This is a genomic window from Paraburkholderia tagetis (assembly GCF_022213065.1).
GTDB lineage: Bacteria > Pseudomonadota > Gammaproteobacteria > Burkholderiales > Burkholderiaceae > Paraburkholderia > Paraburkholderia tagetis.
This window is the reverse complement of record NZ_JAKLJA010000001.1, coordinates 216,740-242,452: the sequence shown is the minus strand read 5'-3', so window position 1 is coordinate 242,452 and position 25,713 is coordinate 216,740. Positions and strand designations below refer to the sequence as shown.

The following is a 25,713-nucleotide window of genomic DNA, read 5'->3' as shown; positions in this document are numbered from 1 at the left end:
GATGAAGGATTAGCGCGGAGTCGTGCGAAGCGACGACGGACCGCCCGTGAGTGCGATTCGCGCCCCCGTGTCGCGCAGATGTCCGCCGTTCACCGCATACAGTGCAAGTTGCTTCTCGACGTTGAACTGGACGATCAGATGCTTGCTGTCCGCCGTGAACACAATGCCTTGTGCCGCTTCGCCGCCGGGTGCCTCCGACACTTTCACCGCCTGCCCGTCGCGGATCGCGAACAGCAGGACCTTGCCGCGCGCATGACGACCGGGGTTGTCGGGCGTGAGATTCGAGCCGTCCATCGCCTGCACACCGATCCACTTGCCGTCTGGCGAGATCGAGACGCCTTCCGGCAGCGACGGGACGCTCACATGCTGAACGGCGCGAAACGGTTCGTGGGATACGTCGATGAGCGTGATGGTGTCGGCATCGCCTGCCAGCTTGCCCGCGTATGACGGCAGTCCCGCGAGACCGACATCGCTCACGACGGCCCACTTGCCGTCACTGGACACGTCGACGGTATAAGGCGCCACGCCGCTCGCGAGCCGCACGCCACTGTCGGTCACGTGGTCTTGGGCGACGTCGAGCACGGCCACGCCCTGTTCGTCTCGCAACGAAACAAGCGCGTGTCGTCCGTCGTGCGTGAAGCTCACACCCGCCAGTCGCTTTTTGGCGATCTTCAGCGTCTCGACGATCGTTGCGCGATTGCCTTCGATGCCGAGCACCACCACGCTGCCATCGACACAGGCTATGAGTGCGCGATGGCCGCTGCGGTCGATCGCGATGCCTTGCGGGTGGCTTCCGATATCGAGCCGGGTGACGGAGGGCGGCGATGCCCGCAGATCGACGACCTGCACGAACGTGTCCATCAGCAGTTTCTTCGCGTCCCGGTCGTAGCGCGTTGGCGCGCCAACGAGCGCGAGCGCGGCATCCGGCGTGATGGCGACGGCCTGCGGCGGCCCTTGAATGCCGTTCTCGACCTCGACCTCGGCAGTCACCTTCGGCGGAAAGCGACTGGCATCGAGCAACGTCAGCGTATCCGGACGAGGATCGGGGGGATAGGTATCGCGCCCTTCCACGCGCTGATATTTGCCGTCATTGCCCGACACGATCCAGTCGGAGGCATGGGCGCAACAGGTGGCGAGTGTGAAAGCAATACCGGTCAGCGCGCGGATATGGCGGCTACGCGTCACGCAAGAATGCATGTCTGATGTCTCCTGTCTCTATTGTTCGTCGATGATCTTCATCTTTGTCGCGGGTTTATGTCGCTTAGCGCGCTCGTCAGACCACGCTGGTCAGGCCGCCGTCGACAAAGAGTGTCTGCCCATTCACGAAGCTCGAAGCGTCGGAGGCAAGAAAAACGGCAGCGCCGCACAGCTCATCGACGTCGCCCCAGCGTCCGGCTGGCGTCCGCTTGCACAGCCACGCCGAGAACTCGCGATCGTCGACGAGCGTGCGATTGAGGTCGGTCGCAAAGTAGCCTGGCGCAATGGCGTTGACCTGAATGCCGTGGCGTGCCCAGTCGGCGCACATTCCTTTGGTCAGCATGCGCACCGCGCCTTTGGTGGCGGCATAGGGCGCGATGGTCGGCCTTGCCAGTTCGCTTTGCACCGAGCAGATGTTGATGATCTTGCCGCGCGCACGCTGCAGCATGTGACGCGCGACGGCCTGCGAGACATGGAATACGCCGTCCAGATTCACGCTCATGAGTTCGCTCCAGTCGCGCGCTGCAAATGACTCGAGCAGTGCGCGGCGCTGGATGCCTGCGTTGTTCACCAGAATGTCGATGGGACCGGTTTGCGCCTCGAGTGCATCGACCGCGGCCGCGACATCGTTGGCTTGCGTCACGTCGAAGAGCGCGGCCGTCGCGTCGAGCCCTTCTTCGCGCAAAAGGCTAAGGGCCGCTCCGGCACTTTCGTGATCGCGGGCATTGATGACGACGGCTGCCCCCGCGCGGGCGAGCCCACGCGCGAGCGCCAGCCCGATGCCGCGGCCCGATCCGGTAATCAATGCGCGCCGGCCGGCCAGATTGAATAGTTCGAGTGGTCCATTCGTCATGACATATGCGGCGCACGAAATTATCGAATTCACGCCGTTCCTCCATGACATGTACTTCACCGCAATGCCAGAAAGCGTGCCAATAGTCTTTCGTGACGCTGTTATCATGAAACGTGATTACGGGGAAACTGCACGCAAGTCCGGTCACGCGATCCGGGCAGACGGTTAGGGATGACTATGGAGCTGAAACATCTACGCGCATTCGTCGCGCTGGCGGAAGAGTTGCATTTCGGCCGCGCGGCAGAGCGGCTGTGCATCGTGCAGCCCGCGCTCAGCATGCAGATCAAAGCGCTTGAAGAAGAACTTCAGGTTCGTCTGTTTGAGCGCGACCGCCACAAGGTCGCACTCTCGGAGACGGGCGTGTTATTCCTGCCCGAAGCACGCGCGACACTTCATCAGGCACAACGTGCGGAGCAGACGGCGCGCCTCGCGGCCCAGGGTGAAATCGGCACGCTGCGGATTGCGTTCGTATCCTCCGTGCTGCCGAAGCTGCTGCCCGCCCTCATGCGCGCAATGCATGAGCGCTATCCACGCGTCACGCTGGAACTGAAGGACATGCCCACGCCCGATCAGGTTGCAGCGCTGCACGACAACAAGCTCGATTTCGGCCTGATACGGCTCCCCACACAGGGTGGAGGCGTTGTAACGCGCATGGTGCTGGAGGAGTCCTTCGTCGTGGCCGTGCCTGCACGTCATGCGCTCTCACGCTTGAAGCTCATACGTCCTGGCGACCTGCACGGGCGCCCCGTCTTCATGCTTGCACGCCGATATGCGCCTGGCTTTCATGACGAGATTCTTGTGGCCTTCAGTCAGCAAGGCGTGACCCTTCAGATCGAAAGGGAACTCGGGGAATTCACCACGATGCTTGCGCTTGTTGCGGCAGGGCTCGGAATTGGCGTGATTCCGGCGCAAGCGGCAATCGCCCTGCCGCCCAACGTCACGGCAAGGCCACTCGACCTTGACAGTCCCCGTACCGGTATTGGACTTGCCTACGTACATCTGGACAGTGCGCTCAAGCGTGCGTTTGCCGATTTGATCGAGACTTGCATCGATTAACGTTCCCGGACCCGCCCGATGCAGGAAAGCAGCGCACCGGTGCGCCATTGCGTCATTCCTGTTCCAGCCTCTCTCCCCCCAGCCGCCATGCGATATTTCCGCGCGCGCGCGCCTCGCAGCGTGAATGGAAGTAATCGGTCAGGTAGATGCGTGGCCGCGCGAGCAAGCCTTGCAGGATCTTGCTCTCCTGCAGGGCGTAGGCATGGTCGTCGAGGTCCGGGCGTTCGGCTCTCAGGCGCATGCCGTCTTCCTGAAACCGGCGACGCGGAGCGCCGAGCGCGGCGAGATCGATATCGCACGCGAAGCGCGAATCCGGTTCGTCCGGAACACGGGTGTGCCGGGTCGCGAGAATCGCTTCGCAAATGCGCTCGCGCATCACGAGGCGACCGTCGGCCCAGCGCTGCACCCAGTCCGCGCTGCACTGTTCGTTATCCTGAGCACCGGGAACGTATATGACGTCGTGGCACCAGAGGGCCAGCTCCACGACATCGCGACGTTCAATGGCATGGCGCGCCAGATCGAAATAGCGCAGGCAGCGGCGAACGTGACGCAACGTGTGATAGTGGCGGCCCGGTTCCCCATAACGACGCGCGAGATCGGCATACACGGCGTCGGCGTGCCGCCCCCCGTTGCGCGACCACAACTCGACGAAGCGCTCCTGCGTCGGGTTCACCCTGCCTCCTTTGCACACTGCACGCCTGCGCGCCTGTCTTGCGCTGCCGCCATCGACAACATCAGAGAAATTCCTCGCGGATATCGATGCTCGAGCGCTGACCGATATCGTCATAGTGCTGGGCAAGCCACGCATCGGCTTCCCTTCGGCCGTTGTCCCGCAGTTCGCACAGGAAATCCCAATCCGCGTTGTACTTGCTCGATACGCTGAGCGCGCACATTGCCGCGTCGGAGCGGATCGAATGGATCAGCATTTCCTTCATCTCGTCGCGAGCGAATTTGCCTTGCTGGATCAGCTCGGTCACGAACGCAATCGCGCGCATTTCGCGCATCAACGATGAATTGAAACTGATTTCGCTGATCCGGTTAAGAATGTCGGCCGCCGTGACCGGCACCCCGGGGCGCACGAGCGGGTTGATATGAACGATCACCACGTCGCGCGTTTTGCAGTGATAGATCAGCGGATAGATGGCCGGGTTGCCCATATAGCCGCCATCCCAGTAGTGCGAGCCTGCAATGGTGACCGCCTGGAACAGCGTCGGCACACATGCGGAGGCGAGCACGGCGTCCGCGCAGACGTCCTCGCCAGTGAAAAGGCGTATCTTGCCCGTCTCCACGTTGGTCGCGCAGAGGTACAACAGTATCGGGCACGCCTTGCGCAGCGCCGCAAAATCGACCTGGCGTTCAAGGACCTCCCGCAGCGGATTCAGGTTGTGCGGATTGAACTGGTACGGGGAGAACATACGCAGCATCATGTCGGCGAACGCATAGAGCGGCGAATGGTCGAGCCCGAAGCTGTGCGACCCCTTGAGCCACGGCACCCAGCGCAGCGGGTTATAGCGTTCCGCCGACTCGGCAACCGCATGCCAGAAGTCTTGCAGTGCCTCGCGCGCGCCGCTCTCGCCGCCCTTTAACAGCCCGTATGCCAGCACGGCGCCGTTCATTGCGCCAGCGCTGGTCGCGCTCACGCCTTCGATCGCGATTCTGTTGTCTTCGAGCAGGCGGTCGAGCACGCCCCATGTGAACGCGCCGTGCATCCCGCCGCCCTGCAATGCCAGCGCGATCTGCCTTGGCGCTGCGGGGTCGTTGCCTCTTTCACGGCGTCCTGTCTGCTTCGTCGCCATGGTTCGCCTTCTTGTAGGTAGGGTTAGCCACGTCCGTCGTCGATGGTTCGCGCGTGACTCGATGCTAACGCGTCGAGCAACGCCCTGGCTTCTCGCAGATCGCCGGTGTCGAAACCCTCCGTGAAATTGCCGATGGTCTCGGACAGCAACTGCCTTGCCTCGTCAGATCTGCCTGCACGCTGCCACAGACGTGCCAGACTCGACGCCGCACGCAGCTCCAGTGACTGGGCGCCCTGCGCGCGCGCCACGGCAATCGCCTTGAGAAAACACGCTTGCGCGCCCTCGTTGGACGAAGGCACGCGTTCGTCCTCGCTCAACACCCCGAGCAGCATGGTTCCCTTGAGCCGATGCAATTCAGCCTCGTAGAAACGCTCGCCGGTTGCGTCCGTGATCGCCATGGCCGCGTCGAGCGTGTGCAGGCCGCCCTCCACGTCGCCGGCCCGCCACTGACACTCGGCGAGCAAGGCGAAAAAGTAGGAGCGATGCTCCTCGCCGCCGGCGGACTGTTCGGCGTCCAACCCCTGGCGCAACTGGGCGATGCCCTCCTGCAGGCTTCCAGGTTCGATGCGCGCCCAGCCCGACAAAATGGTGCCCCACGCCAACCAGTACGGCAAATCGTGCTCGGTCGAGACGGCGATCGTCGCTTCGGCTCGCTCCTTGACCAGCGCAGTCTCGCGCCGAAGCTGATGCAGTTCCGCTGCGTAAGCCAGCGTGAATGCCAATGTCGGTCCGTAGGCGAGCTTCTGCGCGAGCACGAGCGCCTCCATGCTTCGCTTGAGCGCCTGATCGGGATAGCCCTGAAGCCAACGTATCAAGGACAGGAAATTCAACGCCCGGCTGCCGGGGTCCACGCCATGTGAGACCGCATGTGCCTGATGCCGCTCGGGATCATAGAGGGTCAGCGCCTGCTCCAGGTGCGCTGCGGCGGCGTCCAGTTCGCCCTGGAGGAACAGGCAGGCGCCGAGTGCGCCGTGTGCCTCCATGAGCCAGTCCAGATCGTTTGCATGCTGCGCCATGCGCAGCAACTGCTCGCCCAGATCGCGCGCAACCGCGTACTGCGCACGCGCCATGTTATGGATTCGCAAGCCAAGGAGCGCTGCAAAAAGCTGCGACACCTCGCCGAGCTGTTCACCCAACTGCCGGGCCCGCGTGTAGGTCGCCGCCACCTCGGGCGCCCCATAACCGCGCACGTTCATCAACGCTGGACCCAGCGAGAGCAGCAGCATCAGTTCGCGGGACGCGCGCGCAGGCGTATCGGGCAATCGCTCGAGCAGACCGAGAGCGGCGCCGAGATGGTGCATGGCATCCGGATGGGCGGCATGCCTGAGCGCTTGCTGCCCGGCGCGGTGCAGGTATTCCACCGCCTTGGGAATATTGCCGCTCAGGCTGTAGTGATGCGCCAGTTCGCTGCAGTAGTCCGCGATGCGCGCGGGGAACAGCGCCTCGATCGCCTTCGCGGTTCGCTCGTGCAACACGCTGCGCCGCTCCGTGAGCAGCGAGTGGCCCGCCACTTCCTGCGTCAGCGCGTGTTTGAACGAATATTCGACCTCCGGGTAGGCGGGCCGCTCGTAGATGAACTCCGCGGCTTCCAGGTGCGCGAGCAGCGCGCGCAGATCGTCGTCGGTGCGTGCGAGCTGTCCGTCGCAAATACGCTGGACGAGGCTGAACGGAAACTCCTTGCCGATCACCGCGAGCGTTTGCAGCAACTCCTTCTGCGTGAGCGGGAGGCGGTCGATACGTGCGGCGAGCACGCCTTGCACGGTGGTCGGGATATGCAGCGCGGAGGGTGTCTTTTCGATGCGATAACGCCCGGGCTCGCCGTGCAAGGCGCGCTCCTCCACGAGCGTTTGCACCACTTCCTCCATGAAGAACGGGTTGCCCTCGGTCTTTTCGAGGATGCGCTGCTTGAGCGGCAACAGCGAGGCATGCTCCCCGAGCAGGGCTGCAAGAAGTCCCTCGGCCTCCGCCGGCCCAAGCGGCTCCAGCCGGAGCTGGCTGCTCTGGCTGCTATTCCACGCGGGCTGATACTCCGGCCGGTAGTTCACGAGCAGCAGGACACGGGTGCCCGGCACGCGCTCGACCAGATACACGAGGAACGCCTCGGTTTCCCGGTCCAGCCATTGCAGGTCTTCGAAGAGCAACTCGATCGGCTGGTTTTGGCTCTCGCGCGTCAGAATCTGCGTGATCGCGTCGAAGGTCCGGTCGCGCCGAATCTTGGGATCCATGTCCGCCAGCGCCGAAGCGGATTCGCCCGTGCCAAGCAGATAGAGCAGGTAAGGCACCAGATCCTCGAAACTGCGCTCGAGCGTCAACACCTTGCCGACGACTTTCTCACGGCGACGTCGCTCATCATCTGGCGCGTTGATCTGAAAATAGCTCTTCATCAGCTCGATCAGCGGCAAATTGGCAAACGCCTTGCCATGTGAAACCGAAAACGTTTCCAGCACCAGATTCCCTCGCCGCGAACGCTCCTTGAATTCATGGAAAAGGCGCGACTTCCCGACGCCCGCTTCGCCGACCACGGCGACGATCTGCCCCCGCCCCGCCCGCACCTTTTCCAGCGCCCGATCGAGATGGGCCATTTCGGCCCCGCGCCCGACGAAGCGCGCGAGGCCGCGATGGGCCGCCAGTTGCAATCGCGTGCGCAGCACACCGGGGCCCAGCACCTCATACACGGGCAGTGCCTCGGGAATGCCTTTGACCTGGGCTGCGCCCAACGGCTTGAACTCGAAATAGCCCTCGGCCAGTTTGTGGGTCGACTCGCTCACGAGGATCGACGTGGGCGTGGCGATGCCTTCCATGCGCGAGGCGATGTGAATCGTGTGGCCGACCGGGTCGTAATCGGTATGCAAATCGTCGGTGCGGATCGAGCGCACGACGACCTCGCCGGTGTGAATGCCCACGCGAATCTGCAGCGGAATGCCTTTCTCCAGCCGAATACGATCGCCGTGCCAGCGCATTGCCTGCTGCATGCGCAGCGCGGCGAACAGCGCGCGTTGCGGATGGTCTTCGTGGGCGATCGGCGCGCCAAACAGCGCGAGGATGCCGTCACCCAACGACTTCGCGACGTAACCCTCGTAATAGTGGACAGCCTCCATCATCAGCGCCACGACGGGTTCGATCAGGTGATGGGCTTCTTCCGGGTCGAGACCATGAATCAAGGCCGTGGAACCGGCCATGTCCGCGAACAGCGCGGTGATCGTCTTGCGTTCGCCTGCGGTCTCGCCTCTTGCTTCCATGGCGACGTGCTCGGCACGGATACGCTCGGCAAGATGATGGGGCGTGTAATGAATCGGCGCGGGCGGTGACTCCGGCGCCGGTTGTACCGGTTGCGCTGGTTGCGCTGGTTGCGCCGGTTGTACCGGTTGCGCCTGTTGTACCGGTTGGACCGGCTCAGGCGCTTCGGCTAGCTGCGCCCCGCATTCACTGCAGAATCGGGCGGCTGCAGCGACCTCGTGCCCGCAACGGGGGCATGCGCGCGCGAGCAGCGTCCCGCACGCTTCGCAGAATCTGGCCTTGGCGAGATTCTCGAATCCGCAGTTTGTGCAGCGCATAGCACCTCGTCGCGGCGGGGAACTAACATGGGCCAATTATGCGCCGCATTCACTGACGAAACAGGGCCAATCAGCGCAAGCATCAGCTTTAGCCGCCGCTCGAGCGCCTGGAGAACAACGGGTTCTCGCGATAATAGGGCGGCATCTTTTCGATGCAGGAGAAATCTGTAAAATACTCGCGCATGGCATTTGCCGACCGGACGTTAGCCTGCTAAGGGCACGCTGCGACAGCCGAGGTTCACTAGTGACACTGCACCGTATTACCGATGTAGCCCGCCTGACAGGAACGAATGCATCGACGCTCCGATTGTGGGAGCAACACGGGCTAGTAACACCGAAACGCTCGGCAGTCGGGCAGCGTGTTTTCGATTCGGCCGATATCGAGAAGATCCGGGCAATACAGCACATGCGCAAAGTCGAAGGGCTGAATATGTCCGCGATCCGCAAGGCGCTTGCAGAGAAGCACTTCGACATCGCGCCTGAATCCCTTGAGCGAGAACCAGAAGCGGAGGGACCCGACGAAAGCGGACAGAACGAGATGGGCAGCCGCTTTAGATTGGCCAGACGAAAAGCGGGGCTGTCTTTGCGCGAAGCAGGAGAATTGACGGGACTCCCCGTTTCTTTTATTTCGACCTTTGAACGCACTTCGCAGGGCGCCACTGTCGCGAGCATGCAGGCGCTGGCGCTGTGCTACGGCACGACGGTAACCGACCTTTCTCAACCGTCACGCCGCAAGCGTCGGCGCGAGGTCGTGCGACGCGGTGAAGAGCGCCGTATTGCGGGCTTCGGGAAGAACATCCGCATCCTTCAACTTGCCGAGTCGCTCAGCCTGCTCGACTGCCAGAAATGGGTACTTCAGCCCGGCGCGGAAAGTAGTGGGTTTTATTCGCACGAAGGCGAAGAATTCATCCACGTTCTATCCGGGATGTTTCGTATCGCCGTGGATGACGTGCAACACGTCCTTGGACCTGGCGACAGTATTGCCTTTCCAAGCCAGCATCCGCATAGCTGGAGGGCAACGGGTGACGAGCCAACGGTGCTCATCTGGGTCAACACCCCCAAGAGTTTCTAGGCAGGAGTAAGGATTCGCTGGCCGCCAATCGCGCTCAATGTGTCGCTTAGTTATGTTAAGAATTCGGTTCACCCTTATGCCTTGTCTTCCAGGCCAGACGGGGCGAGTTTTGCCAGTGTGACGTCGAACAGGCTTGGCACCGCACCCACGGCTTCACGGCGTTCTTTTCTGCGCACCGCGCCACGTACCAGCGCCCCGCCGAAGTACTTGATCGGCTCCGGAGGGAACGTCCGCGCCCGGCGCCCGACGAGTGCACAACCGCTCCATTCGTCTTTGCGCTCAAGCGCAAGACTCGCGAGAATTCTTCCTCCAATTCGGCTCGGACCGACGCCATTACCGCTCCAGCCAACACCATAATGAATATGCTTCGTGCCGCAGAGCGTGCCAAAGACCGGCAGACTGTCGTAGGTGCGATCGATCGGCCCTGACCACGCGTGCGTGAGACGCGCGTCGGCAAGCATGGGGTAGGTGCGCCTGAAGTCTTGCTCTGTCATCGAGCAACTCTCGGCGTGGTAGCTGAACGTTTCGTCAATGACCCCTCCCCTGGAGAGCGCCCCAGTGCCCTTGCCAAAGGCAATGCGCCCGTCGCGCGTCGTCCGGTAGTAGTCCACCATCAACTGCGAATCGGTGATCGCCTCGCCCCCGGTCCAGCCAATTGAACGCAGTTGTTCCGGAATCGGCTCGGTCACGACGATGGAACTGTTGACCGGAACGATCAAGCGTGCAATTTCCGGAATTGCCGTTGCCCAGGCATTGGTTGCGAGGACAACGGCCCGCGCGCGTACCTGACCTTTTTCGGTCCGCACGATGGACGGGCAATCCTGGCTGACTTCAAGAACGGACGTGTTCTCGTAAATGTGAATGCCCCGCTTCAATGCGACCTTGCGCATCCCCCTCACCAGCGCCGCCGGCTGCACCGTGGCGTTGCTGCGCTCGAACACGGCGGCCCGATGAATACGGGAACCCGTTCTGCGAGCGACTTCGTCCGAGGCAATGCGTTCGAACGGGTGTACGCCCAGTTTTGCGCACGCTTCTACCGTGGCGGTCCATGAGTCGCCCTGCGCTTGCGAGGTCGAAGTCCACAGCCAGCCAGCGCGCTGGAAATGCGCATCGATCGCGTGTTGCTTGCAGAACGCTTCGAGTTCCTGTATCGCGCTTTCTGACGCACGCGCCAAAAACAACGCGTGTTCAGCATCCATGAACGCCAGCAGCGAGGCGATTTTGGGCCACCACGACATCACGAAACCGCCGTTACGCCCCGACGCACCCCCACCGCAAACGTCGCGCTCCAGCACGACGACCTTCGACGCCGGGCTAAGCTCGCGAATAGTCAGCGCCGTCCAGAGCCCGACAAACCCGCCTCCCACGACAACGACATCGGCGTCTTCGGATGTGGATAGCGGCGCGGCTACGTCCAGCTGCGGCTCGGCTTCGAGCATCCAGAAACTTCGTTGGAGGGGCGTGACCTGCCGCCGCGAAGAAATCGAAACTTCCATACAGCCCCTAACCCCTAATGGTCTGGTTTTTTCGTGAGAAGACTGTGGATCGCTCTAATCCTTGGGCCCGCAAAAATGCTGCATATTTTCTGTAGGTCGAACGATAGGGGGATTTTCCTGGCGAGAAAACCAGGGTTTATCCGGTTCGGCGCATCACCACGTGCCGCACACGCACGCGCGTTATCCGGATGGGCATCATCGGCATTCGCATTGACGGCGTTGACGAAATTGACGACATTAATTGACAACATTAACTGCGGCCACTGCGCTGAAACGTCTGCGGCCAAGACCTAACGAAGCGCAGCAATTTTCCCCAGGTGCGCCAGTGGGCAGGCGCGCACAATCCCCTCACAACGCCTGCCTGCAGGCAGGCACGAATGAAGGAGACAACGCGATGGTTTCGCTCTACCGTGAAATTCCCCTTGAAATCGATGCGTCCCGGGCGTGGGAAACGTTGCGCGATTCGCGCAATCTCGCGCGGGTATTCGCGGGCGTGCTGACTGACGTTCATGTGGAGGGCGACCTGCGCACCGTGACGTTTACTAACGGCCTCGTGGTGCAAGAGCGGGTGGTCGGCGTGGATGATGCGCGCATGCGCGTGGCCTACACCGTCTGCGGGACGAACTTCGAGCAGCACGCCGCTTCGATGCAAATCGTGGCCGAATCGGGCGGAGGCTGCCGCCTCGTGTGGATTAGCGATTTTCTGCCGGACGACCGGCGCGTCATGGTCGAGCCGCTGATGGATGCGGGCTGCGCGGCCGCCGCGCGGAATTTGGCGGGGTGAAGGGGTGCGGAAACAAAAAACGCGAGCGCAAGCGCCCGCGTTTCAGTGTGTGTGTGTTGCGTCAGTGGCGTCAGTGCTGGCCGCTCTTGCTGGCCGACACGTCCTCTCCGGATGTATCGAAGCCCCAGTCTCCGTAGTCGAGCCAGTCTTCGCCGAGCAATTCAATGGGGTGCTGGGTGCGCGATGAACCGTTCCCACAACTAAGCGAACTGGCGGGGCAATAGCGGTCGCAGCCCCAGCAAATGCGTTCAGGATGCTTCGGATGCAGCGGAATCTTCTTGGCCATGTCGGTGCGTGAAACGATGAGTAGGCAACGAAATTTATTCTAGGATACGCGGCCGAACGATCCAGAGACGCATTGCCGCATTCCGCCAGCGCACGAAACCGACGTGCATAACGCCGCAAATCAGGCCATGAATTGCTACATGCGGATGAAGTCGCGCTGCGTCCCCCAATTCGTTGTGGTCGTGCTGGACTGGCAGTTAGTTGCACTTTAAAACGTACACAGCCTGACTGTGGCCGCATCCCGATGTGCGCCGGATGCATCGTCCGTGGCGAGGGTGCCGCGCCGATGCGCCGTGGGTCGTTTACACTTTCAGCATTTCTTGCTCGACGCCTCATCGCGCCTTGCGCGCCCCCAAGCCGCCTTTGCCATGCCTGACGAAAAACGCCGCCGTGTCGTAGCCGCAGGCCTCTTTGCCGCAATCGGCGCCGCGCAGTCGCGCGCCAGCCACGGCGCAACGCGCAACTTCACCATCGCGCTGGTGCTCAAGGGCCTCCCGGATGCCTTCACGGAAACGATGATCGCCGCCGCCAAGGTCTTTCAGGCGCACTCACCCTACCCGTTCAAGCTGCTGGTGCAAGGCGTCACGACGGAAACCGACTCGGCCGGCCAGATCCGCCTCATCGACGCTTTGATCGGCCAGCGCGTGAACGCCATCGTGCTCGCGCCCGCCGACTCGCGCGCGCTCGTGCCCGCCGCGCGCCGCAGCATCCGCAAGGGCATTCTCACGCTCGCGATCGACAATCCGCTCGACGCCGACGCGCTGCGCGCGGCAGGCATCCGCGTGCCTTATGTCGGCCCGGACGACCGGCGCGCCGCGCGGCTCGTGGGCGACTATCTCGCGCATCGTCTGCGGCCGGGGGACCGGGTCGGCATCATCGAAGGCGTGACCAGCGCGCGCAACGCGCAGGAGCGCAACGCCGGCTTTCGCGAGGCGATGCAGGCCGCGCATGTGGAGATCGCGGCCATCGCGCCCGGCGACTGGGGGTACGGCAAAGGCCGCCTCGCAGCCGCCGCGATGCTCTCATCGCAGCCCGGCATCCGCGCGCTCCTCTGCGCGAACGACAACATGGCGCGCGGCGCCGTAGACGCCGTGCGCAACGCGCAACTGAGCGGGCGCGTCCTCGTCACGGGCTTCAACGACGACGACGCCATCAAGCCGCTGATCATGAAAGGCCTGGTGCTCGCCACGCTCAACCAGTTTGCCGCCAGGCAGGCCGTCTACGGCCTCGACGTGGCGCTCCAGGCACTCGTCGAACAACGCAGCCAGGACGATCTGTCCGATTTCATCGAAACGCCTGTTGTCCTTGTGGTGAAAGACAACGTCTAACGCCCGCCTCTACCGCCCCAGCCGCTTGCGCAATGAGACACCTCCCACCCCTGAACGCCCTGCAGATCTTCGAAACGGTGGCCCGCTACGGCAGCTTCACGCGCGCGGCGGAACACCTGTGCCTCACGCAAGGCGCGGTAAGCCGGCAGATTCTCGCGCTCGAAGAGTACTACCGGCTGCCGCTGTTCCGCCGCTCGCCCAAGGGGCTCACGCTCACGCCCGAGGGCGAACAGTTGCTGCCCGCGGTGCGCGACGGCTTTGCGCGCATCGAAGAAGCCTCGATGCGCCTCACACGCCAGCGCACCGAGCTGGCCTTGAAGGTGCCTACCTGCGTGATGCGCTGGATGCTGCCGCGCATCATGCGCTTCCAGGCCGAACATCCCGATCTTCAGGTGCAGATCACGACTACCTGGCAGCACGAAGCAGATTTCCAGGCCGAGCCATTCGATGCCGCGATTGTTTATGCGCCGGCGCCCGGCACGGGCGTGCATTCAATTGCGCTCTTCGACGAATACCTCACACCCGTATGCGCGCCGGAGCTGCTGGAGAGGCGTCCCATGGCGCACGCCGACGACCTCGCGCATCAAACCCTGTTGCACCCGACCCGCGACCACCGCGACTGGAAGCTCTGGCTCGCGCACGCGGGCGCGCAGCACGTGAATGCCCACGCAGGCCCCACGTTCGAGTCGCTCGACCTGGCCACGAGCGCCGCGATGCAAGGCTTCGGCGTGGCCATTGGCGACCGCACGCTCGCGAGCGAGGACCTCGCCGCGAACCGGCTCGTGATGCCGTTCGATCTGGCCGTGGCAACGGGCTGGCGCTACTACTTCGTCTACCCCGAGTGCGTCGCGCAGCAACAGAAGGTGCAGCGCTTTAGCGAGTGGATCGCGCGCCATGAGGCAAATGCATGACCGCCATGAGAATTATTCGATTGTCGCGGCCGCGCGGTTTGGGCTAAATGGACGCTTTCTATCGCGGCGCCCACCATGGCGCCGCCAGCCCGAGGAAGAAACACTCATGCAGAGCGCCGCCCGCACACGCTCGAAGCTGCCCAACGTGGGCACGACGATCTTCACAGTCATCGGTCAGCTCGCCGCCGAGCATGACGCGCTGAATCTCTCGCAAGGCGCGCCCAATTTCGCGCCCGACGCGCGGCTCGTCGACAACGTGGCCGCCGCCATGCGCGCGGGCCACAACCAGTACGCGCCGATGGCGGGCATCCACACGCTGCGCGAAGCGCTCGCCGCCAAGGTCGAAACGCTGCACGGCGCGCATTACGACCCCGCCAGCGAAATCACGGTGACGGCAAGCGCGAGCGAGGGCCTCTACTCCGCAATCAGCGCGCTCGTTCATGCGGGCGACGAGGTCATCTATTTCGAGCCGTCGTTCGACAGCTATGCGCCCATCGTCCGCCTGCAAGGCGCGACGCCCGTGGCCATCAAGCTCGCACAGCCGGATTTTCGCGTGAACTGGGACGAGGTCGCCGCCGCGATCAACCCGAGAACGCGCATGATCATCGTGAACACGCCGCACAACCCCACGGCGACGATCTTCGGCGAAAACGACATCGCGCGCCTCACGGCGCTCACGCGCAACACCGATATCGTGATTCTTTCCGACGAGGTCTACGAGCATGTGGTGTTCGACGGCGCCCAGCATCAGAGCATGGCGCGCCACCGCGAACTGGCCGAGCGCAGCGTGATCGTTTCGTCGTTCGGCAAGTCGTATCACGTGACGGGCTGGCGCGTCGGCTATTGCCTCGCGCCCGCCGCGCTGATGAACGAGATCCGCAAGGTCCATCAATTCATGATGTTCTCCGCCGATACGCCGATGCAATACGCGTTTGCCGAAGCGCTGGCCGAGCCGGCGACGTATCTCGGCCTCGACGCGTTTTATCAAGGCAAGCGCGATCTGCTCGCGAACGCGCTGGCCGGCTCGCGTTTCGAGCTGCTGCCGAGCGCCGGCAGCTTCTTCATGCTCGCCCGCTTTCGCGCATTTTCCAGCGAGCGCGACAGCGATTTCGTGCTGCGCCTGATTCGCGACGCGCGCGTGGCGACCATTCCGCTCTCTGCGTTCTACACGGATGGCACCGACGACGGCCTCATCCGCCTGAGCTTTTCGAAAGACGACGCCACGCTGCTCGAAGGCGCGCGCAGGCTATGCGCAATCTGAACAGACGCCATCCCGGATGCCATCCGTCATGCACTCATCACACGACAACTATCGCAAGGAGATCACCATGAAGCTACGCAAGATGCTGCTCGCACTGGCCTGCGCCGGCGCCGCGCTACCGGCTCTCGCGGATACGACGACGCTGCGCTTCGGCGTGGAGGCGCAATATCCGCCCTTCGAATCGAAGGCCGCCGACGGCAGCCTGCAAGGCTTCGACATCGACATCGGCAAGGCCGTGTGCGCCCAGACGCATCTCGCCTGCAAGTGGGTCGAGACCTCGTTCGACGGGCTGATTCCCGCGCTGAACGGGCGCAAGTTCGACGCCATCAACTCGGCGATGAACGCCACCGCAAAACGCCGCGAGGCGATTGATTTCACCACCGTGATCTATCGCGTCCCCTCCCGTCTGATCGCCCGCAGCGACAGCGGCCTCACGGCCACCGCGGCGTCGCTCAAGGGCAAGCGCGTGGGCGTGCTGCAATCGTCTATTCAGGAAACCTATGCAAAGGCGCATTGGGAGCCGGAAGGCGTCAACGTCGTGCCGTACCAGGACCAGAACCAGATCTATGCCGATCTCACGGCGGGACGCCTCGACGCAACGCTACTGCTCGCACCCGCAGGACAGACGGGCTTTCTCTCCAAGCCCGATGGCAAGGACTTTGCGTTCGTCGGCGCGCCGGTACGCGACGACACGATCCTCGGCAACGGCGTGGCGCTCGGTCTGCGCAAAGGCGACACCGCGCTGCGCGAACGCCTGAACGCCGCCATTGCGAAGCTCGAAGCCGATGGCACCGTGGCGTCGCTCGCGCGCAAATACTTCGGCGATATCGACGTCTCGCCAAAGTAAGACGCAGCCCGCGAATGGCGGTTTTTCCGCTTTGCACAATGAAATTGGGGCGGCTCGCATCATCCTCGCATCATCGTTTGTACCGATGTAGCACGCATGAAAACCAATGATATTGTTGTCAGTGCACCCTTCAAAGCTGCAAGGTAGCGGGCAACTGTTGCACAACGATCCCATAGAATCGGAGATGCATGATGTCCAGGAACGGAGCGTGGCACAACCTGTATCGCGTCGTCGCGGCAGGTACGGCGGTAGCGGGGCTAACCTTGGGGCCGACTACCGGCGCCCATGCAGCAGGGGAACCGATCAAGATCGGTGTGATCAGCGAGGAATCCGCGGTAGCCGGCGCCTCGATCAGCAAGGCGGCCCAGCTCGCCGCCGATGAAATCAACGCTCATGGCGGGGTCGATGGCCGGCCCATCCAGATCATCGCGTATGACGACCATTCCTCGGCCTCGGACGGCGTGCGCGCATTTCAGCGCGCCGCGACTCAGGACAAGGTCGTCGCCATCATCGGCAGCTATATCAGCGAAGTGGCGCTCGCGATGGAGCCGTGGTCGGCCCGGCTGAAAATGCCTTTCATTACGCCCGGCGCGGCGAGCAACGATATTTCGAAGCACGTCCACGACGACTACGATCACTACAAATACACCTTCCACGGCTGGATGACGTCGGCGTTCATCGCCCAGTCGATCTGCGACTTTTCGCACGACATCCTGGTCGGCCAGTTCAAGATGAAAACGACGTCCATCATGAGCGAGGACGCAGCGTGGACCAAGCCGCTTGACGAGCGCTTCATGGAGTGCCTGCCCAAAGCCGGCCTTCAGGTGCTCGACCATATCCGCTTCAATCCGGATACCACCGACTTCACACCCATCTTCAATCAGATCGAGGCCAAGCACCCCGATACGATCACCACGGGCATCAGCCACGTTGGCGTGCAACCCACCGTGCAATGGCACGACCAGCAAGTGCCGGTTCCCATGACGGGGCAAAGCTCGCAAGCGACGACCACGAGCTTCTGGAAGGACACCAACGGGGCGACGGAAGGGGTGATCACGGCTTCCGCCGCGGCGCCTGGCGTGGCGATCACGCCGAAGACCGTGCCCTTTACCGAGGCCTATCAGAAGAAGTTCAGCGTGTCGCCCGCGTATTGCGGCTTCTCGACCTACGACCTCGTCTACATCCTCGCGGACGCGATCAAGCGTAACAAGGGCTCGACAGATCCCGACCAGATGGTCGATGCGCTGGAGAAGACCGACTACGTGGGCACGATTGGGCGCTGGCAGTTCTACGGCAAGAGCGACCCGTTCACCCATGCGCTGAAATACGGCCCTGGCTACATCACGGGGATCGACCTGCAATGGCAAAACGGCAAGCAGGTCGCGATCTGGCCCAAGTCCATTGCCAACGGCACCGTCAAGTTTCCGTCCTTCGTCAAGGTGCAGCACGCAAGCGCGAACTAGCTGGCACGACCCTGCACGGCGGCGCGACGAAACACTCGTTCGCGCCGCAATGACGACCGATGTTGTCCGATGTTTGCACGATGTTTGCCTGAGATTGCCTGATGTTGCCTCATGCTGTCCGGCCCCTCGCGCCGCAAAGGGCCGGACAGCGCGTGTATCGACACCCCAACTCACCTGAAAGGCCCGACATGCTGCTCCTGCAGATCCTCGTCGACGGCTTTGCGATCAGCTCGCTCTACGCGCTGGGCGCCATCGGCTTCACGCTGATTTTCGGCGTCTCCGGCATATTGAACCTCGCGCACGGCGGCGTGATGCTGGTCGCGGCGCTGATGGGCTGGATGCTCGCGGGAGAGGCCGGTCTCGGAACGTATCTCGGCACGCTGCTCGGCGTGCTCGCCGGTCTGGTGACGGCCTACATCACCTACCTGATGGTCGTGCGGCCCATTCAGCGCTCCGCCGCCATTCCCGGCGAAGAGAAAGAGATCTTCGTGCTCACGGGCACGCTGCTGTGGGGCATCATGATTCAGCAGGGCATGGCGTGGCTCTTTTCCGATAACCCGGTGACGATGCGCCCGCTTATCCGTGGCGTGGCCACCATCGCAGGCGTGCGCGTACCGTACAACGAAATCATGATCGCCGTGGTTTGCTGGGCGGTGATCGGCCTGCTATGGCTATTCGTGAACCGCACGCGCGCGGGCAAGGCGCTGACCGCGGCGTCGATGAATCCGCGCGGGCTCACGCTGCTCGGATTCGAGCTTTCGCGCATTTACCTGCTCGCATGGAGCATCTACGGCGTACTGGCCGGCATGGCGGGGGTACTGCTCGCGTCGTTCCTTGGCGTGAGCACCAACAACGCGGGCCAGCTCACGGCCAGCGCGTTCTCGATCGTCGTGCTGGGCGGGCTCGGCAGCGTGTCCGGCTCGCTCATGGCGGCTTACGTCGTGGGCTATCTGGAGACCATCACCGCCTATCTCGTTGCGCCGACCCTGCGGCCGCTGCCCGCGTTGCTGCTGCTGGTGCTCGTCGTGTATGTCCGGCCTCAGGGCTTTCTTGGGCGGCGTTAGCGGAGCAAAGCCCCATGACCGTTCTTATGCGTTCGCGTGTGTTCTGGGTGGCCGTCCTGCTGGCCGCCATAGCGGCGGTGTTGCCATTGGGGGTGTCGGGTTATCTGCTCGGCGTGCTCACGGTCGCGTTTTATTTCGGCGTCTTCGCCATGTCGTGGGACTTGCTGTTCGGTTTCGCCGGCGAGGTCAACTTCGGCCCGACGTTCCTGATCGGCCTGGGCGCCTATACAGCGGCGATACTCGATGCGAGATGGAGCTTGTCCATACCCGTTTGCGTCGTGGCGGGCGGCCTCGTCGCGCTGGTCGGCGGCCTGCTGCTCGCGGTGCCCGCACTGCGGCTGCGCGGCCCCTACTTCGGTCTCGTCACGCTGGTTGCCGTGCTGCTGCTTCAAAACGCGATTGTGATTTTCGCGGGCATTACGGGCGGCGAGATCGGCATGATGGTGCCGGATGTGATGTCGGTCGATGCAAAGCATAACTACTGGATCGCACTCGTATTCCTCATTATTTGCGCGATCCTGCTGTTCGGCCTGTCGCGCTCGGCAATCGGCTTGATCCTGCAGGCGAGCGGTCAGGACGCCATCGGTGCGCAAGCGCTGGGTTTCGACGTGACCCGTCACAAGCTCGTGGCGTTCTGCATCAGCGCCCTGTTCTCGGGCGTGGCAGGCGCGATGCTGGTGTTTTACCAGGGCACCGCGTCGGTGAGCACGGTGGTCGATCTTGGCGTAGGAATCCAGATCATCATCGCGGCCGTGCTCGGCGGGCGGCGCACCATACTCGGCGCCGTGCTCGGCTCGATCTTCCTGATCGTCGCCGGCGAATTCCTGCGCCCGCTCGGTCAGCTCAATACGTTCGTCGTCGCCGCGGTCGCGCTCGCCGCCCTCCTCTTCTTTCCCGATGGATTGCTCGGCAATCTGCTGCGCGTGAAGGAGCGCCCATGAAAGACACCCCGCTTCTCTCGGTACGCGGGTTGACCAAGCGCTTCGGCGGTCTCGTCGCCGTCAAGAACATTGGCTTCGATATCCGGCCCGGCGAGATCCTCGGCCTGATCGGCCCCAATGGCTCGGGCAAGTCGACCGTCATGAAACTGATCATGGGCATCGAGCGGCCCAATGCGGGGTCCGTCAAGGTCGATGGCGTCGAGATGGCGGGCTGGGCGCCGCACCGCATCGCACGCGCGGGCGTGGGCATCGTGTTCCAGCATTCGCGCCCGCTGCATCGCCAGACGGTGCTCGAACACATCAAGCTCGCGCTGCTTCCCGATTCGCTCGTCAAGCTCGCCGCCGAACCACACGTGCATCAGCGTGCGCGCGAGATTGCCGAACGCGTGGGACTTGCCGCCGTCATGCACCGGCATCCTGCGACGCTGCCGTTCGCCGACCTGCGGCGCATGGAAATGGCCAAAGCGATTGCGCGCGACCCCAAGGTCGTGCTCGTCGACGAGCCGTTTGCCGGGCTGACCGTCGACGAATCGGGCGCATTCTCCGAACTGATTCGCGGCTTTCGCGACGAAGGCCGCGCCGTGCTGCTGGTCGATCACAACGTCAAGAGCCTCTCCGCGCTGGCCGACCGTGTGCTCGCCATGTACCTGGGCGAATACGTTGCCGAAGGCACGGCCGAAGAAGTCATGCGCAACGAGACGGTGCGCCGCGTTTATCTTGGCGGCAAGCTCGAACTGCACCAGCGGACCAGCGACGCTGCGAATGCGAAGCCGACCATTCTCGAAGTCTCCGATGTGCGCGTGCTCTACGACAAGGCATGCGCGCTCGATGGCGTGAGTTTGCAGGTGCGCGAGGGCGAGTTCGTTTCGGTGGTCGGGCTCAACGGCGCGGGCAAGACGACACTCTTCAACGCCCTTTCGGGCCTCGTGCCTTACAAAGGGACGATCCGCTTCGACGGACGGGATCTGCGCGGCATGAGCGGCGCGGCCATCTCGCGCGCCGGACTCGTGCAATGCCCTGAAACGCGCGAGCTATTTGGCGACATGACGGTGCGGGAGAATCTCGATCTGGGCGGATACCATGTCTCAGACTCGGTGCGCACACAACGACTTGCGTGGTTGTTCGAGCTTTTCCCCATACTCGAATCGCGCCAGAACCAGACCGCGCGAACGCTATCGGGCGGCGAGCAGCAAATGCTCGCCATCGCGCGCGCGTTGATGACCCAGCCAAAGCTCTTGATCCTCGACGAGCCCACGCTCGGACTCGCCCCCGTGATTCTCGAACAACTGTCGAAAGCGCTGGATGCGCTGCAAAAATCGACGCCGATCACCGTGCTGCTGGGCGAGCAGAACGTCCGCTTCGCGCTGCCGCACGCCGACCGTGTCTATGTGCTCGAGCACGCGCGCATCATCTGGGAAGGCAGCGCGCCGCGCTTCGAGCAGGAAATGGGGCGAGGGTTTCTGGAGGCGGTGCCGCCGCGCGACCCGAACGGCATGCCACTCGTCAATCAAGGTTAGCCGCCCTGGCCGGATGCGGGTGCCTTCGACCACCGCTGGCGTATCAAATGATCCAGCGATACAGCACCCGCGCCCCGGCACAACAACACGAGCAGCATGGCCGCCCATTGAATGTGCGTCGGCCACGCCTGCGGGTAGACGAATATTTCGATTACCGAAGTCATGCCGAGCAACACCAGCGCCGCCGGCCTCACACCGAGACCCAGCAGCAGCAACACGGGCATGCTCAACTCGATCGACACGGCGAGGTGCGCCGCGACATCGGGCGGCAACAGCGGCAGCCGGTATTCCTCGCGAAAGAGTTGCAGCGCGGCGTCCCAGTTGGCGAGCTTGGTCATCGCCGAATTCCAGAAGACCGTTGCCACCGCCAGGCGCAATGGAATGGCGAGCAGCCAGTAAGGCACGCGCTCGAGCATCCGCAATGCGCGCAAATACCCGTTGGCGGCAGCCGCCGGGGTGGCGGCGGTGTGAGTCAGGTGGGTCATGATGGGAATCCTTCGTCGGAGATATCGTATGCCGGCGGTTGCGACGCTCGAACGAAGCATCCGCGTGCAAGGCATGCGCCAAGCAGCGCATAGCCTTGCGCTTCGGGCGCGTGCGCCAGCGCCGCGCTGACCGGTTCGCCCGCAAACAGCGCCCTGCCGATACGCCACTCGCCCTCGTTCAAACGCAGCGTATCCACGCCTTCTGCCACGCGTTGCACGAGCAGATGGACGGGACCGTCCGAGAGATCGATCGAATGCAGTGCAGCGTCGTCCTGTTCGAGCACGGCGCGCCAGACCCTGTCGGCGGGAGACTCGCAGCGCAAAAGCCGCGCCGCCGGATGGGGCGCCAATCGCAGCGTCCCCAGCGCAGCCTCGTCGAGTTGCGCGAGGCGCGCGAGATCGAGCGGCGCGATATCCGGCGCATGCAGCACACCGTTCACTTGCCATTCGAGCCGCGCGACATCGGCCACATACGACATCGCGGCCATTTGCGGCATCCGTGCGAGGAAAGCCGGAAACGCCGCGCCGTATTCGTCGAGCCACGCGCTCTGTGGCGGCTCGGCGCTGCAAAAAAGATGCGCCGCCCCTTCGAAAAATTCATCGCCAACCAGACGCCGCACGGCAGGAAACGCAAGCCGAAGTGCATTCGCCAGCACGCCCGATGCCGTGTTCCGGTAAATGCTCAGGCGTGCTTGAGAATCGATGCCGTCCGCCAGCACGGCAGCAGCCGCTTCTTCATCGGCGTGATGCAGCAGGCTGCGGCGCATGGCCTGTTGCAGTTCAATCAACGAGGGCGTGCGCGCGTTCATGTCGAATCGCCTCCAGTGCCGCTTGCGCGATTGCCGCCTGCCCGGCGAGGATGTCGAGCGGCGGCACATCGGTGTCCCATTCGATCAACGTCGGCACCGGCCCGAAGCGCTTCAACGCCGCTTCGTAGAGCGCCCAGACTTCGGGCGCGACGCACGAGCCGTGATCGTCGATGCGCAGCGTGCGGCCGTTTTCGAGTTGCCTCACGCTATGCCCGGCCAGATGGATTTCGCCGATGGCCGCCGGCGGCAGCGCCGCCAGATACGTGTGCGGATTCCAGCCGTGATTGCAGGCGCTCACGTAGATATTGTTTACATCGCACAGAATTGCGCATCCGGTCCGTTGCGCGACCTGGGCGAGAAAGTCCCATTCCGGTATGGTCGAGTGCGCGAAGCGAAGATAGGTGGACGGGTTTTCCACCAGCATCTGGCGGCCAAGCGCCGTCTGCACCTGATCGACATGACGGCAAACCACGTCGAGTGCTTCCTCGGTCATCGGCAATGGCAACAAGTCGGCGAGGTACGTGCCACCCGCCACGCTCCACGCCAGATGCTCGGAAACGAGGCCGGGCTGCACGCGCGCCGCCACCTCGCACACGCGGGCCAGGTGCATCGTGTCCAGCCCTTCGGCGCTGCCGAGCGACAAACCCACGCCGTGCAGCGAAACCGGATAGTCGCGCCGAATGGCATCCAGATACTGCGTTGCGGGGCCGCCGCCCATGTAGTTCTCGGTATGCACCTCGAACCACGCCAGCGCCGGGCGCTCGTCGAGCACGGCCCGATGGTGGCGAAAGCGCAGGCCCACGCCGGCCCTGACGGGAATCGGGCCGGCTGGCGCGCGCGTCATGGTGACGGTTGCGTTCATGGCTGCGCCGCCGCTCAGCCGGCCTTCATATGACCGCCCGCGATCTTGCCGCAATCGCCCGCGGGCAGCAGCACGAACGACTTCGGATCGCGCGCCTGGGTGGCCTGACCGGCGCACGAATGGGCGCCCTCGGCGCAGTCGTTCTTCGCTACCGCATTGACGCCGTAGCACTTCTCGAGATGGTTCTGCGCCATTCTCGCCATGTTGTCCTTCACGACTTGCGGCGGGTTGCCCATACCCTCTGCCTGAGCAGGCAGTGCCTGCATGGCGAGCGCCATGCCGAATGCGGCGGACAGCGACGAAATGGTCAAAGCGGACTTGCTCATCGTATTTTCTCCGAGGGTTGGGGTCGCGATCATGCGACCTCATAAGCAAGTTCGGTCTGGCCCGGCCAACGGTTACGCGGCGTAGAAGATTTTTTTCTGCGGACTCTGCACACCGCGCGGCGCAGCACACGACAGAGCACCAGACGTGCCAACGCCCCGGGCAGCGCAGCGCGGCCCGGGGCTCGAATCGAAGGAAAGGGGGTTGAAGAGGAAAGGGGGGCCGCCGCGGCGCGCGGCGGCTCTTGCGCGCTCAGTGGCTGATATCTTCGAGCGAGAGGCCGCGCGTGTTCGGCCCGAGCAGAATCATCACGATACCCACGAACATCGCCACGCCGATAAAGATCGCCACGCCCGGCACGCCGTAGTGATGCAGCAAAATGCCGATGGCCAGCCCCGCGAACGCGGCCGCAATCCGGCTCCACGAGTACACGAAGCCCACCGCGCGGGCACGCACGCGAGTGGGATAGAGCTCGGCCTGGTAGCCATGGTAGGCATACGACATCACGTTCGACGCCAGCGTGAAGAGCACGCCCAGCACGATCAGCACCGCAGGCTGCGAGGCCTGGGAGAAGAGCACGATGACGACCGCCATGATCAAAAGGCCGCCGATGATCTGTGTCTTGCGCTCGAGCTTGTCGGCGAACCATACGCCAATGAGCGGCCCAAACGGATTCGCGATGGCGATCACGAAAGCATAGGCCAGGCTATGCGTCACATGAATGCCGCGATCGATCAGCAGCGTCGGCACCCACGCCGCGAATCCGTAGAAGCCGATCACCTGCGCCATGTTGAAGATCGAAAGAATCACCGTGCGGCGCAGGTAAGGCGGGCGCAGCACTTCGCCAAGCGAGCCACGTCCGCCCTTTTCGAGCTGAATGGCGCCGGGCGGCGGCAGCTCGATCCCCTTCTCGGCGACCACGCGGCGCTCGATGTCGGCGACGATGCGCTCCGCTTCATCCACGTGCCCGTGGCGCGCAAGCCAGCGCGGGCTTTCCGGAATGCTGCGGCGCAGGAACCACACCACCACCGCGCCCACCGAGCCGATGAGGATCACGACGCGCCAGTAATCGAGGCCGAACGGCTGCGTGTCCTTCAGGATGTACGCGAGAAACGCCACCACCGGCACCACGCTGAACGTGATGAACTGGTTGACCGCGTAGGCGCGCCCGCGCTCGGCGCTCGGGATCAGCTCGGAGATATACGTGTCGATCGTGACCAGTTCGATGCCGATGCCGATGCCGGCGATGAAGCGCCAGATATTGAGTCCGAGGCCGGTCGTCTGGAACGCCATGATGGCCGTGCACGCGATGTACCAGATCAGCGACCACGTAAAGATCATGCGGCGCCCGAACCGGTCGGCCACCTGGCCGAACACGAGCGCGCCCACCCACAGCCCCGCGAAAGTCGAGAACACAAAGGTGCCGAAGCCCGCGACCTTGAGCGGCCCGAGCGCGGAAAAGAAGCCGAGCGACTCGGGCGTGAAGAGGCCCGAATGCACCATGCCAGGCGCGACGTAGCCGGTGAAGAACAGGTCGTAGAACTCGAACACTCCGCCGAGCGAGAGCAGGATCACCATCGACCAGACCGTGCGCGACGGCGGTAGCCGGTCGAATCGTGCGGCGATTTCCGCGGATTTTTCTATTGACATCGAATTACCTCATTACATTTTGTAAGCAGAGGGGACGCGAAAAGCCGGTGAATTGCGCGCACTGCGCGTATTGCGTGCACTGTGAATGCGTACGCAAAAGCGTACACAAGAACGCACGTAGTCTCCCCGGCGCAGATCCTTGCGTCGTCATCGTTCTC

At 63.4% G+C, this 25,713-nt stretch carries 23 protein-coding genes; 11 read left to right on the top strand and 12 right to left on the bottom strand.

Going from position 1 to position 25,713, the window contains the following annotated elements:
* Nucleotides 1-9: 9 nt before the first annotated feature.
* Together L5014_RS01020 and L5014_RS01015 are read right to left on the bottom strand one after the other, a co-directional pair.
* Nucleotides 10-1,197, bottom strand: a complete 1,188-nt coding sequence (locus tag L5014_RS01020; protein ID WP_238461725.1) for a YncE family protein — start codon at nucleotides 1,195-1,197, stop codon at nucleotides 10-12.
* A 76-nt stretch (nucleotides 1,198-1,273) separates the two neighbouring features.
* Nucleotides 1,274-2,050, bottom strand: a complete 777-nt coding sequence (locus tag L5014_RS01015) for a glucose 1-dehydrogenase (protein ID WP_238461724.1) — start codon at nucleotides 2,048-2,050, stop codon at nucleotides 1,274-1,276.
* Between the two features lie 177 nt (nucleotides 2,051-2,227).
* Here L5014_RS01015 and L5014_RS01010 point away from each other — a divergent pair, with 177 nt between their 5' ends.
* Nucleotides 2,228-3,106, top strand: a complete 879-nt coding sequence (locus L5014_RS01010) for a LysR family transcriptional regulator (RefSeq protein ID WP_238461723.1) — start codon at nucleotides 2,228-2,230, stop codon at nucleotides 3,104-3,106.
* A 52-nt stretch (nucleotides 3,107-3,158) separates the two neighbouring features.
* Here L5014_RS01010 and L5014_RS01005 read toward each other — a convergent pair whose 3' ends face one another.
* From L5014_RS01005 to L5014_RS00995, 3 genes are all read right to left on the bottom strand, one after another.
* Nucleotides 3,159-3,779, bottom strand: coding sequence for an HD domain-containing protein (locus L5014_RS01005; protein WP_238461722.1), 621 nt, complete (start codon nucleotides 3,777-3,779; stop codon nucleotides 3,159-3,161).
* Between the two features lie 61 nt (nucleotides 3,780-3,840).
* Complete coding sequence (locus tag L5014_RS01000) at nucleotides 3,841-4,902, bottom strand: patatin-like phospholipase family protein (protein ID WP_238461721.1); 1,062 nt, start codon at nucleotides 4,900-4,902, stop codon at nucleotides 3,841-3,843.
* Between the two features lie 23 nt (nucleotides 4,903-4,925).
* Nucleotides 4,926-8,456 (bottom strand): adenylate/guanylate cyclase domain-containing protein, encoded by a 3,531-nt coding sequence (locus L5014_RS00995; RefSeq protein WP_238461720.1) that lies wholly within the window; start codon nucleotides 8,454-8,456, stop codon nucleotides 4,926-4,928.
* Nucleotides 8,457-8,700: 244 nt separating this feature from the next.
* Between L5014_RS00995 and L5014_RS00990 the strand changes: the two genes are divergently transcribed.
* Nucleotides 8,701-9,528 carry a cupin domain-containing protein gene (locus tag L5014_RS00990; RefSeq protein WP_238461719.1) on the top strand — a complete coding sequence of 276 codons (828 nt, stop codon included), beginning with the start codon at nucleotides 8,701-8,703 and terminating at the stop codon, nucleotides 9,526-9,528.
* 74 nt (nucleotides 9,529-9,602) lie between these two features.
* Here the strand turns inward: L5014_RS00990 and L5014_RS00985 are convergent, their stop codons facing one another.
* Nucleotides 9,603-10,967 carry an NAD(P)/FAD-dependent oxidoreductase gene (locus L5014_RS00985; protein WP_238461718.1) on the bottom strand — a complete coding sequence of 455 codons (1,365 nt, stop codon included), beginning with the start codon at nucleotides 10,965-10,967 and terminating at the stop codon, nucleotides 9,603-9,605.
* 451 nt (nucleotides 10,968-11,418) lie between these two features.
* On the opposite strand from L5014_RS00985, the gene L5014_RS00980 reads away from it, so the two are divergent.
* Nucleotides 11,419-11,808, top strand: coding sequence for an SRPBCC family protein (locus L5014_RS00980; protein WP_238461717.1), 390 nt, complete (start codon nucleotides 11,419-11,421; stop codon nucleotides 11,806-11,808).
* A gap of 70 nt (nucleotides 11,809-11,878) precedes the next feature.
* On the opposite strand, the gene L5014_RS00975 is transcribed toward L5014_RS00980, so the two are convergent.
* Nucleotides 11,879-12,094 (bottom strand): DUF3079 domain-containing protein, encoded by a 216-nt coding sequence (locus L5014_RS00975; protein ID WP_238461716.1) that lies wholly within the window; start codon nucleotides 12,092-12,094, stop codon nucleotides 11,879-11,881.
* A 367-nt stretch (nucleotides 12,095-12,461) separates the two neighbouring features.
* On the opposite strand from L5014_RS00975, the gene L5014_RS00970 reads away from it, so the two are divergent.
* The 8 genes from L5014_RS00970 to L5014_RS00935 all read left to right on the top strand — a co-directional run bounded on the left by L5014_RS00970 (nucleotide 12,462) and on the right by L5014_RS00935 (nucleotide 21,425).
* A complete protein-coding gene (locus tag L5014_RS00970; RefSeq protein ID WP_238461715.1) occupies nucleotides 12,462-13,421 on the top strand; it encodes a substrate-binding domain-containing protein in 960 nt (319 codons plus the stop codon).
* A gap of 32 nt (nucleotides 13,422-13,453) precedes the next feature.
* Nucleotides 13,454-14,332, top strand: a complete 879-nt coding sequence (gene gcvA, locus L5014_RS00965; RefSeq protein WP_238461714.1) for a transcriptional regulator GcvA — start codon at nucleotides 13,454-13,456, stop codon at nucleotides 14,330-14,332.
* A gap of 106 nt (nucleotides 14,333-14,438) precedes the next feature.
* A complete protein-coding gene (locus L5014_RS00960; RefSeq protein ID WP_238461713.1) occupies nucleotides 14,439-15,593 on the top strand; it encodes a pyridoxal phosphate-dependent aminotransferase in 1,155 nt (384 codons plus the stop codon).
* Nucleotides 15,594-15,660: 67 nt separating this feature from the next.
* A complete protein-coding gene (locus L5014_RS00955) occupies nucleotides 15,661-16,440 on the top strand; it encodes an ABC transporter substrate-binding protein (protein WP_238461712.1) in 780 nt (259 codons plus the stop codon).
* A gap of 191 nt (nucleotides 16,441-16,631) precedes the next feature.
* Nucleotides 16,632-17,903 carry an ABC transporter substrate-binding protein gene (locus L5014_RS00950; protein ID WP_238462112.1) on the top strand — a complete coding sequence of 424 codons (1,272 nt, stop codon included), beginning with the start codon at nucleotides 16,632-16,634 and terminating at the stop codon, nucleotides 17,901-17,903.
* 188 nt (nucleotides 17,904-18,091) lie between these two features.
* Nucleotides 18,092-18,967, top strand: coding sequence for a branched-chain amino acid ABC transporter permease (locus L5014_RS00945; RefSeq protein WP_238461711.1), 876 nt, complete (start codon nucleotides 18,092-18,094; stop codon nucleotides 18,965-18,967).
* A 14-nt stretch (nucleotides 18,968-18,981) separates the two neighbouring features.
* On the top strand, nucleotides 18,982-19,908 hold the full coding sequence (locus tag L5014_RS00940) for a branched-chain amino acid ABC transporter permease (RefSeq protein WP_238461710.1): 927 nt from the start codon (nucleotides 18,982-18,984) through the stop codon (nucleotides 19,906-19,908).
* Complete coding sequence (locus L5014_RS00935) at nucleotides 19,905-21,425, top strand: ATP-binding cassette domain-containing protein (protein WP_238461709.1); 1,521 nt, start codon at nucleotides 19,905-19,907, stop codon at nucleotides 21,423-21,425. Before L5014_RS00940 ends, L5014_RS00935 begins: the two co-directional genes overlap by 4 nt.
* Here L5014_RS00935 and L5014_RS00930 read toward each other — a convergent pair.
* The 5 genes from L5014_RS00930 to L5014_RS00910 form a co-directional block, all read right to left on the bottom strand.
* On the bottom strand, nucleotides 21,422-21,910 hold the full coding sequence (locus tag L5014_RS00930) for a DoxX family protein (RefSeq protein ID WP_420799991.1): 489 nt from the start codon (nucleotides 21,908-21,910) through the stop codon (nucleotides 21,422-21,424). The two genes, L5014_RS00935 and L5014_RS00930, sit on opposite strands and share 4 nt — an antisense overlap.
* Nucleotides 21,907-22,719 carry an HvfC/BufC N-terminal domain-containing protein gene (locus L5014_RS00925; RefSeq protein ID WP_238461708.1) on the bottom strand — a complete coding sequence of 271 codons (813 nt, stop codon included), beginning with the start codon at nucleotides 22,717-22,719 and terminating at the stop codon, nucleotides 21,907-21,909. The genes L5014_RS00930 and L5014_RS00925 overlap by 4 nt, the downstream gene beginning before the upstream one ends.
* Nucleotides 22,691-23,581, bottom strand: coding sequence for an MNIO family bufferin maturase (bufB, locus tag L5014_RS00920; protein WP_238461707.1), 891 nt, complete (start codon nucleotides 23,579-23,581; stop codon nucleotides 22,691-22,693). Before bufB ends, L5014_RS00925 begins: the two co-directional genes overlap by 29 nt.
* A 14-nt stretch (nucleotides 23,582-23,595) precedes the next feature.
* Entirely contained in the window at nucleotides 23,596-23,907 is a 312-nt protein-coding gene (gene bufA1, locus L5014_RS00915) for a BufA1 family periplasmic bufferin-type metallophore (protein WP_238461706.1), read from the bottom strand.
* Nucleotides 23,908-24,157: 250 nt separating this feature from the next.
* The gene (locus L5014_RS00910; protein ID WP_420799999.1) at nucleotides 24,158-25,483 is read right to left on the bottom strand and encodes an MFS transporter; all 1,326 of its coding nucleotides are present in this window, start codon (nucleotides 25,481-25,483) and stop codon (nucleotides 24,158-24,160) included.
* Nucleotides 25,484-25,713 lie beyond the last annotated feature (230 nt).